Origin of the sequence: Arthrobacter sp. CAL618 (assembly GCF_000468215.1) — a bacterium.
Taxonomy (GTDB): Bacteria; Actinomycetota; Actinomycetes; order Actinomycetales; family Micrococcaceae; genus Arthrobacter_D.
Map to the genome: position 1 here is coordinate 1 of NZ_ASZW01000177.1, position 15936 is coordinate 15936.

Here is a 15936-nt window from a genome sequence, read left to right on the forward strand (position 1 = left end):
CCACCGAGCCACCGTCGCGTGCCGAAGGAAAGTAACGAACAAAATTAGCGGAAAAAAACAACCGCCGAAGGATGAATATCAGGGGTGGGTGAACTAACGTGAGGTATGGGTATCTCGAGGACAATTAGATATCCGTCGACAGCGGCTGGAAGCACGACTCCCCGGCCGCTGTTGTGTCACCTAAGGGATTTTGGAGGACACCATGGAGTTTTTGATCAGTGGTCGAAATCTGTCAGTTTCGGACCGTTTTCGTGAGTACGCCGAGGACAAGATCGACAAGATCGAGCAGCTTGGCGACAAGGTGCAGCGGCTAGAGGCGAAAGTTACCAAGGAGCCCAGCGCCCGTAATGCGGATAGCGCGCTCACCGTCGAACTTACCGTCCTGGCGAAGGGCCCCGTGATCCGGGCCGAGGCATCAGCAGCCGACAAATTTGCAGCCTTCGACCTTGCCTACAGCAAACTGCTGGAGAGACTACGCCGTGCCAGAGACCGGCGGAAGGTCCACCACGGCCGCCATACCCCCACGGCCGTTCGTGAAGCCACAGCTGATCTTGAACCCGCCAGCACCACAGCCCCTTTGTACCTCGAAGTGCAGTCCACCCAGGCCCCGCAGGAAGCCCAGGACAGCGTCGTCGACAGCTACGAGATCGAGAATGACATCCCGGCCGGCGACTCGCCGGTACTGATCCGCCGGAAGGTCTTCTCCGGCACTCCAATGACACTCGAGGATGCAGTCGACAACATGGAACTGGTGGGGCATGACTTCTACCTCTTCGTCGACTCGGCAACCGGTGCACCCTCAGTTGCCTACCGCCGGCAGGGCTGGACCTACGGCGTCATCACCCTCGACGCTCGGTGCGCTGAGGGAACTGAGGATCCGCGCGAGGAACTCCTTGCCTACCGGGCACGGGAAGCGGCGGCCTCGGCGTCGGCCTGAGCCGGCAGGGGAGAGGACCCCAGTAAGGTCAAAGGGTGACCACAGTCCTCTCCCTGTCCCAGGCCCGACGCATCGCGCTTGAGGCACAGGGACTGGCACGGGTAAGGCCCGTCGGCCCCGCTACGGCGAGGCAGGTGGGCCTTGCCTTTGCCCGGCTGCAGCTGCTGCAGATCGATTCGGTCAATGTCCTCATTCGCAGTCACTACCTTCCCCTGTTTGCCCGGCTGGGTCAGTACGACCGCGACCAGCTCGATCGGCTAGCCAGCACACACCCCCGCCGGATGGTTGAATACTGGGCGCACGAAGCCAGCTTCATCAGACCCACGCTCTTTCCCTATCTTCGTCCGTTGCAGGAGCGCCGGTGGGTTGGGGCTCATTCAGTGCCCGAAGGGCTGAGGGAATCGCTTCGTTCCCGCATTCGCGACGTCCTCGCCGTCAGCAGTCCCCTAACCGCTCCACAACTGCAACAACGGTTGGGACATATTGAGACTCGGGCCACGGACCAGTGGGGCTGGAACTGGAATTCGGTGAAACGGGTCCTGGAGGACATGTTCGAACGGGGTCAGGTTTCTTCGGCCGGGCGTAGCGCGTCATTCGAGCGCAAATATGCACTCACGGAGCGGGTCTTCCCGGACCCCGGCGCGGCGTTGGCAATCGTCCACCCAACCGAGGCCCACCTCCACCTGACCGAGCTATCGGCCCGCGCGCTCGGGGTCGGGACGTTGAAGTGTTTTGCCGACTATTTTCGGCTCCCGCTGAAACCGACAGCGGGTGCCATCGAATCGTTGATTGCCAGTGGAATCCTCAAGCCCGTCACCATCACAGGGTGGAACAGGCCAGCCTTCCGCCATGTGAACTCGGTATTGCCACGGAAAGCCGAGGGAAGGGCGTTGCTCAGCCCCTTCGATTCGATGGTGTTCGAACGCCGGAGACTGTCGGAACTGTTCGGATTCGATTACCGGATTGAGATCTACACTCCCGCTTCCGCGCGACGATACGGCTACTACGTGTTGCCGTTCCTGTTGCGTGAAGCGATGGTAGCGCGGGTGGATCTCAAGGCCGACCGGGCTGCGGGAAAGCTCCTGGTGCGCGGCAGCCATAGCGAGTCCGGCGCGCCAGCAGATACCGTCGTCGAACTGGCGGCCGAGCTACGGCTCATGGCTACCTGGCTTGGGCTCGATGACGTAGTCGTCGAGCCCAATGGTGATCTGGCCGAGGCCCTGAAACTGGCAGTTTCCCACGAATAGCACGCTCTGGCGGCACCAGTTCGACAGGATAAGTCGTCTCTCCCGTAGACTGAACAGGCCAGATTTCGGCGCACCTAGATTGGGAGCAAATACCAGTGCCATCACTTCTTGAACGAGTCCTCCGCACCGGCGATAAGAAGACACTGAAGAAACTCCGAAATTATGCTGACGCCATTAACGTCCTGGAGGACGAGTTTCGCGAGATGAGCGACGACGACCTCCGGGGAGAGGCCGACAAGCTCAAGCAGCGTTATGCCGACGGTGAGACACTCGACGCGCTACTGCCCGAAGCGTTCGCGGCCGTCCGTGAGGCATCGGCGCGCACGCTGAAGCTGCGGCAGTTCGACGTACAGCTGATGGGCGGTGCGGCCCTGCACCTGGGCAATATCGCCGAGATGAAGACCGGTGAAGGTAAGACGCTGGTCGCCGTCGCCCCCGCCTTCCTAAATGCGCTCACTGGCAAGGGCGTTCACATTGTCACCACCAACGACTATCTCGCCGAGTACCAGTCCGAGCTGATGGGGCGCGTCTTCCGGTTCCTCGGGATGACCAGCGGTTGCATCCGCTCCAAGCAGGATCCCGCTACCCGCCGCGAGCAGTACAACGCCGACGTCACCTACGGCACGAACAACGAATTCGGTTTCGACTATCTGCGCGACAACATGGCGTGGAGTGCAGCCGAATTGGTGCAGCGCGGCCACAACTTCGCCATCGTCGATGAAGTTGACTCAATCCTGATCGATGAGGCGCGCACCCCGCTGATCATTTCGGGGCAAGCCTCCGGGGACGTCAACAGGTGGTACACCGAGTTCTCCAAGGTAGTCAAGAAGCTCACCAAGGACACCGATTATGAGGTCGATGAGAAGAAGCGCACGGTCGGAGTGCTTGAAGACGGTATCGAAAAGGTCGAGGACTACCTCGGAATCCAGAACCTCTATGAATCTGCCAACACCCCGCTGATCGGGTTCCTGAACAACGCCATAAAAGCCAAGGAATTGTTCAAGAAAGACAAGGACTATGTGGTCCTCAACGGCGAGGTCATGATCGTCGACGAGCACACCGGCCGTATTCTCGCCGGGCGGCGCTATAACGAGGGCATGCACCAGGCCATCGAGGCCAAGGAGGGTGTGAAGATCAAAGCCGAGAATCAAACCCTCGCCACGGTCACCCTGCAGAACTATTTCCGGCTTTACGAGAAACTCTCGGGGATGACCGGTACAGCCGAAACTGAGGCCGCCGAGTTCATGGCCACGTACAAGCTTGGGGTCGTGCCCATCCCCACCAATCGGCCCATGGTGCGTGCCGACCTGTCGGACCTGATCTACAAGAATGAGATTGCCAAGTTTGACGCCGTCGTCAAGGACATCGTCGAACGCCATGAGACTGGTCAGCCGGTCCTGGTGGGTACCACCAGCGTGGAGAAAAGCGAGTATCTTTCGAAGCAGCTCGCGAAAGCTGGCATCCGGCACGAGGTGCTGAACGCCAAGAACCACTCGCGTGAAGCCTCGATTGTGGCCCAGGCCGGCCGTAAGGGGGCCGTCACGGTGGCGACGAACATGGCCGGTCGTGGCACCGACATCATGCTCGGCGGCAACGCCGAGTTCAACGCCATCGCCGAACTGGAGAAGCGGGGGCTGAGCCCGGCGGAAAACCCCGACGAGTATGAGAACCAGTGGCCCGACGCGCTGATCGCCGCCCGGGACTCGGTCGAGGCAGAGCACAACGAGGTCCGGGAACTAGGTGGCCTGTATGTGCTCGGCACGGAGCGCCACGAGTCGCGTCGTATCGACAACCAGCTCCGCGGTCGCTCCGGACGCCAGGGCGATCCCGGGCGGTCGCGCTTCTACCTGTCGCTGACCGATGACCTGATGCGGCTGTTCAACTCCGGTGCAGCCGAACGAATCATGAATTCGTCAACCATGCCCGACGACGTCGCCCTGGAGTCCAAACTGGTCTCCAAAGCAATCGAGAGCGCTCAGGGACAGGTGGAGGGACGGAACGCCGAGCAGCGCAAGAACGTCCTGAAGTACGACGACGTCCTCAACCGTCAGCGCGAAGCCATCTACGGGGACCGGCGCCGCATCCTCGAGGGCGGTGACCTGCATGAAAAGGTCAGTTTCTTCCTGGAAGACGTCGTGACAGCGATGGTTGACGAAGCAACAGCCCAGGGACACGGCGATGACTGGGACTACGAGCAGCTGTGGACCAACCTCCGTACGCTTTACCCGATCAGCCTCACCATTGACGAGGTACTTGACGAAGCTGGCGGCCCGTCCAAGGTCACCCGGGATTTTCTTCACGCCGAAATTCTGTCGGACGCGAAGGTCGCCTACCAGGCCCGCGAAGAGGCCCTCGGGGAGCAGACCATGCGCGAACTGGAACGCCGGGTGGTCCTTTCGGTCATCGGTCGGAAATGGCAGGAACACCTGTATGAGATGGACTATCTCAAGGAAGGCATCGGACTGCGGGCGATGGCCCAGCGCGATCCGCTGGTCGAGTACCAGCGTGAAGGGTTCATCCTGTTCCAGGCGATGATGGAAGCGATCCGGGAGGAAAGCATCGGTTTCCTGTTCAACCTGGACGTTGAGGTAGCTGCTCCCGCGCCCACCGGGCTCCCGGGAGTGGCTGATGGTCGGGGCCTGGTGCAGGGCCCAACCATCAAAGCAGCCGGCCTCGACGCCCCGGAAAGGCCGGCAACCCTGAACTTCTCGGCGCCGAACGCGCAGGGCGAGGTCGAAACGCGGGTGGAGCGGCGCTCCGGTACGGCGAAGACGGCCGAAGCCAATGGCGGTAACCGGGCCGAAGCCCGTGCGGCTTCGAAGCGCAAAAAGAAGTAGCACCTAGCCGATCTCGAGGGCAGTCACCCTCCAGTGCCCGCGTCGTCGCTCCAGTCTGAGAGCGACGGCGCGGGCTCTGTGGTTTTCACAGGCAACCGCGGACGCTTCGTAGACGGTTTCAGTGATGCGACAGATCCGCACGGAGCGCACCGAAATATTCCGGTGCAGCAGATGGTCGGGGCGCCCAGTGGATGCGCCCCGGTTGAGGCTACGGACCAGATTGGCGCGAAGTTGGAGACGTTCGTAGCTGGGCGGATCCAGCCATTCGGCCAGCTGCTGTAGTGGCCGGGAGCCACCGAGGACTTCGAGGGATGCCTGCACCACTGAACGGGTGATGCGTTGTACCTGGGTTGCTGCAGCGAGCTCCTCAATGGTTGGTGTGGGGGCAGAGACCTGGCGATCGGGACCGGATCCGGTGAGTGAATCGGAGGTCGGGTCGGGGGCCAGGGGAGGACGGACTATTTGGGTCTGGGTTAACATGATGCTCCTGGCGTGGCTACCGCGCGGTGGGAGGGACCCGGAGCAACTGGCCGGGAATGAGTAGATGGGGATCGTCGCCGATCACTCCACGATTCTCGAGATGCCATCGCGGCCAAGCGTCGGCAATCTCGACATCTGTGGCGAACGGTCCGAGGTGGGCCGCAGCGATAGTCCACAGCGAATCACCGGGGCGAACGGTGATCACCGGAAGGCCGGAATCCGTGCCCGCTGGTGCTGCAGCCCGAGTCTGGCCCCGCAGCAACGGGAGGCCGTCGACGGGTGCCGGGAGAGGTTTCCACTGTGGTCTGACGGTGGGCGGTTCATCCCGCCGCGGCTCCGCCCCGGATGTAAGTACCGAATCGCCAGGGGCAGACACGATAGGCGCAGTGAGTAGGCGACCTGGAAGTTCTCCGCCCAGCGCCGCTGGTACTCCGCTGAGAACGTGCAGACCCACCATGGCGGCGGCAAGCCTTCGCATGAAGCCAGGGGTGAAAAGCCCAGCCACCCTTGCAGCCTTCCGGAAGCCCGCTCCTATCAGCAGCTCACTCAAAAGGGCGAGAGCCAGCGTGACGACCCACCACCCAACCACCAGCACCCCAGCGCTGGCCGCTGCCAGGCCGAGCAGCCCTTCAATTCGCTGGTACCCGGTGAGCGGTCCGGCGTTGGCGAGAATCACCTGACCGCACGCGTAAAGCCCCACCCCCAGCAGCGGGATGCTCGCTGCAACAGCTTTTTCGCTGAAAGTTTTCACCTTTTCTCCTGAACGCTGGGCTACCGTCAGTAGGTTGTTTGTTGTTGTTTGAAGCTGTTTAGTCTCATTTAAATCTGTATAGGTCGTTTGTACACCTTAATGCTGTTCGGTGTCTATCCTTGACCCGGCTTGCAGGGAGTCCTAGGCTGGCCCGGTGCGGTGGGAATCCTTGTTCCAGGACCTTGAGGCCCAGTTCGCTGCGGCCCGCTTGATAGCCGTGGAGGGCGAAATTACCGAGCGGTCTCGACTGGAATTTGCGGCTCTTACGGCGATGGACCGCATCCGGGGACAGCAGGGTGTCACCCTGCGAATTCGGACTCCCAGCGGAGCCTTGTTCAGTGGCGTCGTCCGGCAGGTCGGATCTGAATGGCTAGTATTGGCGACCGGATCCGGCGCCGCGATGATTCCAGCCATCGCGCTGAGTACCGTCGAGGGTATGGGGAGACAGGCCGTCGCCGAGCCCTCCGTGGTGGCTACGAGGCTGGGATTAGGATCTGTCTACCGGGCCTTCGCCAGGGACCGAACCCTGCTCACGCTGCAGCTTGCTATTGGTGGGGTTCGGTTAGACGGCACTATTGACCGGGTGGGGAAGGACTTCCTTGAGCTCGCAACGGTGCCGCTCGGGGAACAGCGGCGCAAGGGCAGCGTCGCGGGTGTGGTCCTGATTCCGTTCAGTAACGTTGAGGCGGTACTGTCCCGCCCCTGATAGCACTAGTGAGTGCTATCTTCCCGGGCGTGGCCGAAAGAGCTCTCCCGTACCGCGGCGGCCGACTTTTGATAGGCGCGGGCGATGAATTCTTCGAGGATGTGAGACTCCACCCGCCACTGACCGCGGCCACCGATCTGGATGGCCGGTAGCTCCCCGGACCGGACCAGGGCGTACGTCTGAGACGACGAAATGTTCAGCACCTCACCAACATCAGCGAGGGTTAGGAACCTCTTCTCGGCCACGTCTTCCGCCTTTCGTCCCACGTTTCGCAGGACCTTTGCACCTTCGATACCGCTGACCTCCAATCTTGCCATCACCACCCGCGATTTCACCGGATTATCCACAGTTTGGAAGCATTTGGCTCCAAAGGATTTATTTTGCGGCAGTCGTCCACGAGAATTGCTGGATCAGGTCAAAAATATCCGGGGGCTGGACGGTTGGGCGGCCGGAGTCTGTAGGAGGCCATCGTGAGCCTATTGGCAGTTACCCCGGAACGAGATAAGCCCCCGGTCCGGTTGAGGAAGCCGTCGTGGAAGGATCCGCGGCTCCTGGTAGGCCTCCTGCTTGTGCTGGCGTCCATCGCCGCTGTTACCGCTGTGGTGGGCAGCGCCGATCAAACCACCGGCGTCTACGCGGCCCGCGCGGATATACCAGTGGGTGCGGTGGTAACCTCCGCCGACCTGACAGTTGTTGCGGTGCGGTTGGATGATCTCCAGCTGGCCTATCTCGGGGTCGATGAGGGGGTCCCCGAAGATGCAGTTGCCACCCACTTGCTGCGGGCGGGTGAGTTGGTGCCGCGGGCCGCCCTGGGCAGCGCCGATGAGCTGGACCGCAAACCAGTGGGTCTGACCATTGACGATCCGCTGCCGGCCGGAACCGTCACCGGGTCACGGGTCGATGTCTGGGTGTCGCTTGAGGGGGAGGGGGGCACCTGGGAACCCCCTACCCAGTTACTGGAAGCTGCTGAAATCTCGGAGTTGACGGTGTCCGAGTCAGCGCTCGGCGGGGGAACCGGATCAACCCTGGTTCATGTTCTCGTAGGCGACGAGACACTGCCTGAGCTGCTGGCCGCACTGCTTAACGAGGCGCGAATTGCCATCGTCCTCAACCCTGGCGGCTCGCCGTGAATCTCCCGGTGGTTACTGGCGGGAGCGCTGCCCGGGAGTGTGTCACCGGGTTGGAGAACCTGCGGGGCCCGGTCACGGTGGTCCGTTGGTGCAATAACCTCGCGGAGGTCATCGCGGTATGCCAGACCGGGCTTGCGCGCGCAGTCATCCTGTCTGCGGACGCCGGGGAGCTGACCTCTTCACTGATCGATCGGTTCGATAACGCAGACGTCGTCGTCGTCGCCCTGGCTGACGACGACGACAGCCGGAGCCGCCTCGAAGCGCTGGGCATTCGCCACACAACAAGCGATGTTGCTGCCGTCACCCTCGCATCAATAATTGAAGCAGCCGTGGAGGCTGCCGGTGATCAGCAGCGTGGCTCCCGCAGCCTGCAGACCGGTGGGATGTCCTACACCGATCCCACGCCTGCGCTCGATTCCGACGTCGATCCCGAGGGCTTCCCCACGGCGGAGGTGACGGCTACCGGCACCGGAGAGGTTTTCGCGGTCTGGGGGCCGGCGGGGTCGCCCGGCCGCACCACGGTGGCAGTGAATCTTGCGGCCGAGCTCGCGGCTGGCGGACGGTCGGTGTTGCTGATCGATGCGGATACCTATGGAGCCAGCGTTGCTGCATCTCTGGGCCTCCTCGACGAATCTGCAGGAATTGCGCAAGCCTGCCGGCTCGCGGATCAGGGATCGCTTGACCGGGCAGGGCTCCGCCGGGCCATCACGGTGGTAGCAGTGCGGGGCTCTCGGCTTGGCGTCCTGACGGGCGTTACCCGGGCCGACCGCTGGACCGAACTGCGGCCGGCGGCGCTGGCCCGGGTGCTTGAGCTCGCTCGCGAAGTTGCCGATGTGACGGTTATCGATTGCGGGTTCTGCCTTGAAACTGATGAGGAGTTGAGTTTCGACACCGTCGCACCCCGCCGGAATGCGGCCACGCTCTGTTGCCTGGAAACGGCAGACACGATCTTCGCCGTGGGCGCGGCAGACGCCGTCGGGCTGCCACGCCTGGTCCGCGCGCTCGCGGACCTGACAGCTTCCGTGCCGGGAACTGTCCCACGGGTGGTCCTGAACAAGGTTCGGGCGGCCGCCGTCGGCCGGGGACCGGAGCGTCAGCTCCGCGAAGCCTGGGACCGGTTTGGTCCAGCCCAGCAGGTGGAAGCCTTCCTGCCAGCGGACTTCACCACGGTCGACGCTGCGCTTCTGGGAGGTTCAGTATTGCTGGAATCTGCACCCCGATCACCCTTACGCCAAGGGATCGCAGCGCTTGCCGGTGTACCGATTGAACAACTGCGGCGCTGGCCATTTGGAGCAGGCCACAACGAAGTGAAGTTTTCCCGCAACGGCGTTAGGCTCATGGGTAACGGGCCGCAACGGAGCGGCCTTTAATATTCGTTTTATGGAGGCGTTTTCATGTCGTCTGGATCCAGCATGACGGACCAGCCAAGTTCCGACACTTCTACCGGAGAGTTCATCAGTCACTACTATGAACATCTCGCTGAAGAGGACGCCAAGGCACACACAGCTGAAGCGCTCAAAGAGCGCGCCCTGCGACACCGTGGCCTCGCCGAAAACCGCCAGTTTGGTGAAGCGGCGGTAGACATCTTCGACCAGTCCGACGCCAGCGTCATCATGATCGTGACCGATGACATGCCGTTCCTGGTTGACTCGGTGGCCGCCGAGCTGGTGCGCCATCAGGTGGCCATCCGGCTCGTCATGCACCCCACCTTCATCGCCACCCGGGACCGGGCAAGTGCAGCGCTGCACAAATTGCAGCGGGTACCGTCCTCGGCAGGCGTGTCCAGCGGTGATACAGCAGCTCTGCCCAACGTCTCACACTTGATCGCCGACGGCGACGTTGCAGCCCACATCGAGTCATGGATTGCCGTCGAAGTAGGCCGGATCCTCGACGACAACCGTCGCCAGAAAATCATTGCCGGGCTGACCCACGTTCTCGGCGATGTACGCGCAGCGGTAGAAGACTGGCCCGCCATGCGCAGCAAGGTCCGCGAGATCGCCGCGTCCCTCGACTCTGTTCCAGGTGGCGCCGACATCCCCGACCTTGACCAGGCCCGGGAGTTGCTTACCTGGCTGGATGCCGGAAACTTCACCTTCCTGGGGTTCAAGGAATATGACCTCCTGACCGACGACGACGGCCAGGACGTTCTGCGGATCGCAGACGGGAACGGCCTGGGGCTGTTGAGGCACCCCGTCGGCGGACGTCAGGTCCAGCAACTTACCAGCGCCGGCAAAGCCAAGGCCAGGGAGAAGCGAGCCCTGGTCATCACCAAGGCGAACTCCCGCTCGACGGTCCACCGTGCCGCCTACCTCGACTACATTGGCGTCAAACGATTCGATGCGCAGGGGAACGTCAACGGCGAACGCCGGTTCATCGGACTCTTCGCGACCAGTGCGTACACCGGCTCGGTGCGCGGCGTGCCGATTGTGCGTGACAAAGTCAATGCTGTCCTGTTGCAGTGCGGCTTCCCACCCGACTCGCATTCGGGCAAGGATCTCCTGTCCATTCTCGAGACCTACCCGCGCGACGAGCTTTTCCAGATCGAGGTCCAGGACCTGATCACGACGGCGATGGGGATCCTGAAGCTCCAGGAACGTCGCCGTACACGGCTCTTTCTTCGACCAGATATTTACGGCCGATTCATGTCGGCACTGGTCTTCCTGCCACGTGACCGGTACACCACCGGGGTGCGCCTGCGGATTGAGCAGGAACTGCGACAGACTTTCAAAGCCGAATCCATCGACTACGAGGCGCGGATCAGCGAATCTGCCCTTGCGCGGCTGTTCTTCCGTATCAGGCTGCCGCGGGGCGTTGAGGTTGCACCGGTGGAACCGGCAGCGCTTGAGCAACGGCTGGTGGGCGCCGCCCGGTCCTGGTCCGAAGGTATCGATGAGGTGGTCCGTGGACGGTTCGACCGGCGGACTGCCGAGGACGTCTCGGGTTTGTGGGCTGAAGCTTTTCCGGCCAGCTACCGGGTCGACTACGAGGTGGAGGACGCCCTTCAGGACATCGAACGTTTTGAACGGTGCGAGAAGAACTCCCCAGCCGCGCCGGTCATGCACGTGTATGTCCCCGAGGGAGCAGGCGAACGGCTGGAGGAGGACGCCCGACTAAAGCTCTACCTGACGGAGCCCAAAAGCCTGAGTCAGATCCTTCCGTTCCTCCATAACCTCGGACTCGAGGTGCTGGATGAACGCCCCTTCGAGGTTGAGCGCTCCGACGGCAAGGAATTCTTCCTGTATGACCTGGGCCTGAAGTACCCGGCGGGCATTGATCCTGTTCGCACCGGCCGGCTGCTCGAGGAATCGTTCGCCGCAGCTGTGGCTGGGTCTTCCGAGTCTGACCCGTTCGACCGGCTGGTCCTTCGCGAAAACCTCCACTGGCGCCAGGTGGTGATCCTGCGCAGCTATGCCAAGTACATGCGGCAGATGGGAAACACCAACTCCTACGGTTTTGTCGCGGACACTCTGCTCGCCAACGCAGCGGTCAGCCGCGCACTGGTGATGCTCTTCGAAGCCCGGTTCGACCCCGACCTCAGCGAAGCCGAACGGGAGTCACTCACCGACAGTGCGCGGGCCACCCTGGAGTCCGGGCTGGAACAGGTTCCCACGCTCGACGCCGACCGGGTCCTGCGCACCTTCGGAAACCTGATCGGCGCAACCCTGAGAACCAATTACTTCCAGGACAAGCGCCACGTCAGTTTCAAGTTCGACACCTCGGCCATCGACGGGGCGCCCCATCCGCGGCCCAAGTTCGAAATCTGGGTGTACTCACCGCAGGTCGAAGGTGTCCATCTGCGGTTCGGCAAGGTCGCCCGCGGAGGGTTGCGCTGGTCTGACCGTCGCGAGGATTTCCGGACCGAGGTGCTCGGTCTGGTGAAGGCGCAGACGGTCAAGAACGCGGTGATCGTTCCGACTGGCGCCAAGGGTGGTTTCTTCGCGAAGCAGCTTCCCAATCCTGCGGTGGATCGTGCTGCCTGGCTGGCTGAAGGACAGGCAAGCTACCGCACTTTCATCCGGGCATTGCTCGATATCACCGATAACCTGGTGACAGGCGACGACGGCGAAACCGTCGTCCCTCCGCCCCGCGTGGTGAGGCATGACAGCGACGACAGCTACCTGGTGGTGGCAGCTGATAAGGGCACAGCCGCGTTCTCCGATATCGCCAACGAGCTATCGGCCGAATATGGTTTCTGGTTAGGGGACGCCTTCGCCTCAGGCGGGTCGGTCGGCTACGACCACAAGCAGATGGGCATCACGGCCCGCGGCGCGTGGGAATCGGTGAAACGGCACTTCAGCGAGTTCGGCGTCGACACCCAGGCCGAAGAGTTTACGGTGGTGGGCGTCGGCGACATGAGCGGTGACGTCTTCGGTAATGGCATGCTGCTGTCCGAGCACATTCGGCTCGTTGCGGCGTTTGACCACCGGCACATCTTCCTCGACCCGACCCCAGACGCGGCAGCATCATTCGCCGAGCGGAGTCGGCTGTTTGACCTCCCACGGTCAAGCTGGGAGGACTACGACGCGGCACTGATCAGCGAGGGCGGTGGGATCTACCCACGGCAATCCAAGACTGTGCCCATCTCGGCCCAGGTCCGTGCGGCTCTTGGGCTGGACGAGTCAGTGACCACGCTGAGCCCGCCAGAGCTGCTCCGTGCCATCCTCTGTGCGCCGGTGGATCTCCTGTACAACGGCGGCATTGGCACATACGTCAAGGCATCCAGCGAAACCCATGCAGAAGTCGGGGACAAGGCTAACGACGCGATCCGCGTCAATGGCAACCAGTTGCGTGCCCGGGTTGTGGGTGAGGGCGGAAACCTTGGGATGACCCAGTTGGGGCGCATCGAGGCTGCACTGGCTGGTGTGGTGCTCAACACCGACGCGATCGATAACTCGGCAGGCGTCGATTGCTCGGACCATGAAGTCAACATCAAGATCTTCGTTGACCGGATGGTCCGGACTGGTGCGCTACCCGCGGCGGAACGCGCTGAATTCCTGCACTCGATGACTGACGAGGTAGGACGGCTGGTCCTGAAAGACAACATCGACCAGAACGTTCTGCTCCTGAACGATCGGCAGCGTGTTCTGGAATGGAGCCCCAGCTTTGAACGCCTCATGGATTGGCTGGAGACGAACGCGGACCTGAACCGGGAACTTGAAGCGCTGCCCACCACGCAGGAACTGCGGACTCGCGTGGAGAGCGGACAGGGGCTTACCTCACCCGAGCTGTCGGTGCTGGCAGCCTACGTCAAGATTGAACTGACCAAGGCCCTCACCAATAGCGATCTGGCCGACGACCCGTGGTTCGGCAGCACTCTGAGGGAGTACTTCCCCAAACAGCTGGCAGAGCGCTTCGACAGCCAGCTCGATACTCACCCGCTGCGGCGCGAGATTATCTCGACGGTGATCGCCAACGACATGATCAACCTGGGCGGTATCACGTTCGCTTTCCGGGTGATGGAGGAGACCTCGGTGTCGGGGCCGGTGATTGCCCGGGCGTTCGTTGCGCTGCGCGAAATCTACGACCTCGATGCTTTGGTGGACGCGCTGGGCGAACTTCCGGCGAGTTTCCCGACCGAACGATGGTCAGCCGTGCATCTGGACATGCGTCGGCTACTCGACCGGGCCGTCAGGTGGTTCGTCAACAATGTCGGGCAGGGCACGTCAGTGGCCGACGACATCGAGACATTCAAGCCGCTGATGGACCCGCTGCGCACCCATCTTGTCGACTACGTGCGTGGGAGGGACAAGGAGCGGGTCAACGAGTGGTTTGCCCGCGCAGAAGAGTGGGGTTTGCCGGACGATATTGCCCGGCACTGGGCCGAACAGTTCGAGTCTTTCGGTCTGCTCGATGTCGCCCTGATCACCCAGCAAATCGACGAACCAGTCGAACGCATTGCCCAGGTCTACTACGCCGTCTACGACAGGTTTGCTGTCGACAACCTGTTGGAGCGGATTACCACCCTTCCGCGCAGGGACAGGTGGCAGGCACTGGCCAGGGCAGCATTACGGGACGATCTGTACTCGGCGATTGCCGATATGACCGTCTCGGTGATGAAGGCTTCGTCGACCATGGAGGGGGCAGAAGCAGGGGATCGGCTCGTCGCCTGGGAACAGCAGAACGCCGAAATGCTTGAGCGCGCCCGACACATGTTCGCCGAGATCAACCGCCTCGAACGCGACGACATGGCGTCGCTGTCGGTTGCGCTCCGGTTGCTCCGGTCGATCGTCCGACGGTAGGGCCGGAAAGCTCGTGGCAATATTCACTGATCCGATCCGTGAGTACGCGCATTTCGGACCAGGCGATGCGGAATGGTTGCATCTTCTGGTCGGGGATTGGCAGATGGTGGCTGATCTCGCCTTCGCCGACCTTGCGCTCTGGTTTCCCCTGGACGACGGTGGGTACGTAGCGTTGGCCCATGTAAGGCCGTCCACCTCCCACACCGTCTTTCACACGGACTTCGTGGGGGAGCGGATCCGGGCCGATCTGCTTCCGCTGGTCGACAAAGCGTGGATGAGCCAAAAGATGGAACGGTCCGGGGATACGAACTGGACCACCGAAATGGCTATGCGGGTCGAAGCGGTACCGATGGTGCGGAACGGTCGGACCCTCGCGGTGGTCACCACACATATGGACCTCTCCAGTTCCCGAATGCCGTCGCGGCTTGAACTGACTTACCGCCAATGCGCTCACGATCTCCTCCGGATGGGCACGCTCGGGCTGTGGCCGGATTTCGCAACCCCCACCGGTTCCCGGCGCGGGGCCCCACGCGTTGGCGATGGTTTGATTCGGCTGGACGTCGAAGGAGTTATTCAGTATGCGAGCCCTAACGGCGTCTCGGCATTCAGGAGGCTCGGCGATGTTGAGACACTGGAAGGCAGGTCTTTAGCGGAGATAGTCACCTCGCTGCTCACCGACCGGCGTATGGTCGATGAAACCCTCCCGCTGGTGGTTACTGGCAGGATGCCCTGGCGGACGGAAATCGAATCACGTGGTGTGAGCCTGTCGCTGCGGGCCATTCCCCTGCGCGACGAGAAGGACCGGTTCGGCGCTTTGGTGCTGTGTCGGGATGTCTCTGAGCTGCGCCGCAGGGAGATGGAGCTGGTTTCCAAAGACGCCACCATCCGGGAAATCCACCACCGGGTGAAGAACAACCTGCAGACCGTTGCCGCATTGCTGCGGATGCAATCCCGGCGCATGGTGAGCGACGAAGCCAAGCAGGGGCTGGAGCAGGCGATGCGCCGGGTAGGGACTATCGCCCTGGTGCACGAGACCCTTTCGCAGGGACTATCCCAGAGCGTCGACTTCGACGAGCTCATCGCACGGCAATTCCGGCTGTCGGCTGAAGTAGCGTCCCCCGCCCACGTAGTGCGTACCGAACGCGCCGGGTCATTCGGCGAACTGCCCAGTGATTTCGCCACGCCGTTGGCCCTGGTGATCAATGAACTGGTCACCAATGCGGTGGAGCATGGGCTCGCGGAACGAACCGGTACGGTGTGGCTTCTCGCCAATCGACGGACCGGCAGCGACGGCGACGAAATCCTGAACGTCACGGTCGCCGACGACGGGATCGGCCTGCCCTACGAAAACCACAAGGAGGGCCTTGGCCTTCAAATCGTCAGGACCTTGGTCACCAGCGAGTTGGATGGCACCATCGAGTGGGCGCCACGGGAGGGCGGCGGGACAGCCGTGTCTATTGAGCTGGGATTGCATGACAACCGCTCATGACAGCAGTCGCTCATAGCAGCAGTCAGTCCATCACAGCGGTGATTCTCCACAGCGGTGATTTTCCACAGCGGTGATTTTCCACAGCATTAGGTAACAGGAACGGATCGCCACCCCCGGGGG

Annotated in this window: 11 protein-coding genes; 8 read left to right on the top strand and 3 right to left on the bottom strand. The window is 62.3% G+C overall.

Translation table 11 applies throughout. The features are described from left to right. Positions 1 to 202 precede the first annotated feature (202 nt). The 3 genes from hpf to secA all read left to right on the top strand — a co-directional run bounded on the left by hpf (position 203) and on the right by secA (position 5021). Positions 203 to 937, top strand: a complete 735-nt coding sequence (gene hpf / locus K728_RS0110985) for a ribosome hibernation-promoting factor, HPF/YfiA family (protein WP_024476739.1) — start codon at positions 203 to 205, stop codon at positions 935 to 937. Between the two features lie 35 nt (positions 938 to 972). Then, entirely contained in the window at positions 973 to 2184 is a 1212-nt protein-coding gene (locus K728_RS0110990) for a winged helix-turn-helix domain-containing protein (protein WP_024476740.1), read from the top strand. Between the two features lie 95 nt (positions 2185 to 2279). Next, on the top strand, positions 2280 to 5021 hold the full coding sequence (gene secA, locus K728_RS0110995) for a preprotein translocase subunit SecA (protein ID WP_024476741.1): 2742 nt from the start codon (positions 2280 to 2282) through the stop codon (positions 5019 to 5021). Positions 5022 to 5024: 3 nt separating this feature from the next. On the opposite strand, the gene K728_RS19195 is transcribed toward secA, so the two are convergent. Together K728_RS19195 and K728_RS21455 are read right to left on the bottom strand one after the other, a co-directional pair. Next, positions 5025 to 5501, bottom strand: a complete 477-nt coding sequence (locus tag K728_RS19195) for an Rv3235 family protein (RefSeq protein ID WP_024476742.1) — start codon at positions 5499 to 5501, stop codon at positions 5025 to 5027. A 16-nt stretch (positions 5502 to 5517) separates the two neighbouring features. Next, entirely contained in the window at positions 5518 to 6252 is a 735-nt protein-coding gene (locus K728_RS21455; RefSeq protein ID WP_024476743.1) for a LysM peptidoglycan-binding domain-containing protein, read from the bottom strand. 154 nt (positions 6253 to 6406) lie between these two features. Here K728_RS21455 and K728_RS0111010 point away from each other — a divergent pair, with 154 nt between their 5' ends. Then, positions 6407 to 6958: a hypothetical protein gene (locus K728_RS0111010; RefSeq protein WP_024476744.1), complete on the top strand. Its 552-nt coding sequence runs from the start codon at positions 6407 to 6409 to the stop codon at positions 6956 to 6958. Between the two features lie 5 nt (positions 6959 to 6963). Here the strand turns inward: K728_RS0111010 and K728_RS0111015 are convergent, their stop codons facing one another. Continuing rightward, positions 6964 to 7203 (bottom strand): helix-turn-helix domain-containing protein, encoded by a 240-nt coding sequence (locus K728_RS0111015; RefSeq protein WP_024476745.1) that lies wholly within the window; start codon positions 7201 to 7203, stop codon positions 6964 to 6966. A gap of 225 nt (positions 7204 to 7428) precedes the next feature. Here K728_RS0111015 and K728_RS0111020 point away from each other — a divergent pair, with 225 nt between their 5' ends. The 4 genes from K728_RS0111020 to K728_RS0111035 are packed head-to-tail and all read left to right on the top strand — an operon-like array spanning position 7429 to position 15816. Beyond that, positions 7429 to 8088 (top strand): hypothetical protein, encoded by a 660-nt coding sequence (locus K728_RS0111020; protein WP_051317679.1) that lies wholly within the window; start codon positions 7429 to 7431, stop codon positions 8086 to 8088. Beyond that, positions 8085 to 9458, top strand: a complete 1374-nt coding sequence (locus K728_RS0111025) for a nucleotide-binding protein (protein WP_024476747.1) — start codon at positions 8085 to 8087, stop codon at positions 9456 to 9458. Before K728_RS0111020 ends, K728_RS0111025 begins: the two co-directional genes overlap by 4 nt. A gap of 24 nt (positions 9459 to 9482) precedes the next feature. Continuing rightward, entirely contained in the window at positions 9483 to 14327 is a 4845-nt protein-coding gene (locus tag K728_RS0111030) for an NAD-glutamate dehydrogenase (RefSeq protein WP_024476748.1), read from the top strand. Positions 14328 to 14340: 13 nt separating this feature from the next. Continuing rightward, positions 14341 to 15816 carry a sensor histidine kinase gene (locus K728_RS0111035; RefSeq protein WP_019481726.1) on the top strand — a complete coding sequence of 492 codons (1476 nt, stop codon included), beginning with the start codon at positions 14341 to 14343 and terminating at the stop codon, positions 15814 to 15816. The last annotated feature ends 120 nt before the right edge of the window (positions 15817 to 15936 follow it).

What these genes read in the sequence shown, in the direction of transcription:
- hpf (WP_024476739.1), top strand. Translation starts at nt 203, where the DNA reads ATGGAGTTTTTGATCAGTGGTCGAAATCTGTCAGTTTCGGACCGTTTT.
- K728_RS19195 (WP_024476742.1), bottom strand. Translation starts at nt 5,501, where the DNA reads ATGTTAACCCAGACCCAAATAGTCCGTCCTCCCCTGGCCCCCGACCCG.
- K728_RS0111030 (WP_024476748.1), top strand. Translation starts at nt 9,483, where the DNA reads ATGTCGTCTGGATCCAGCATGACGGACCAGCCAAGTTCCGACACTTCT.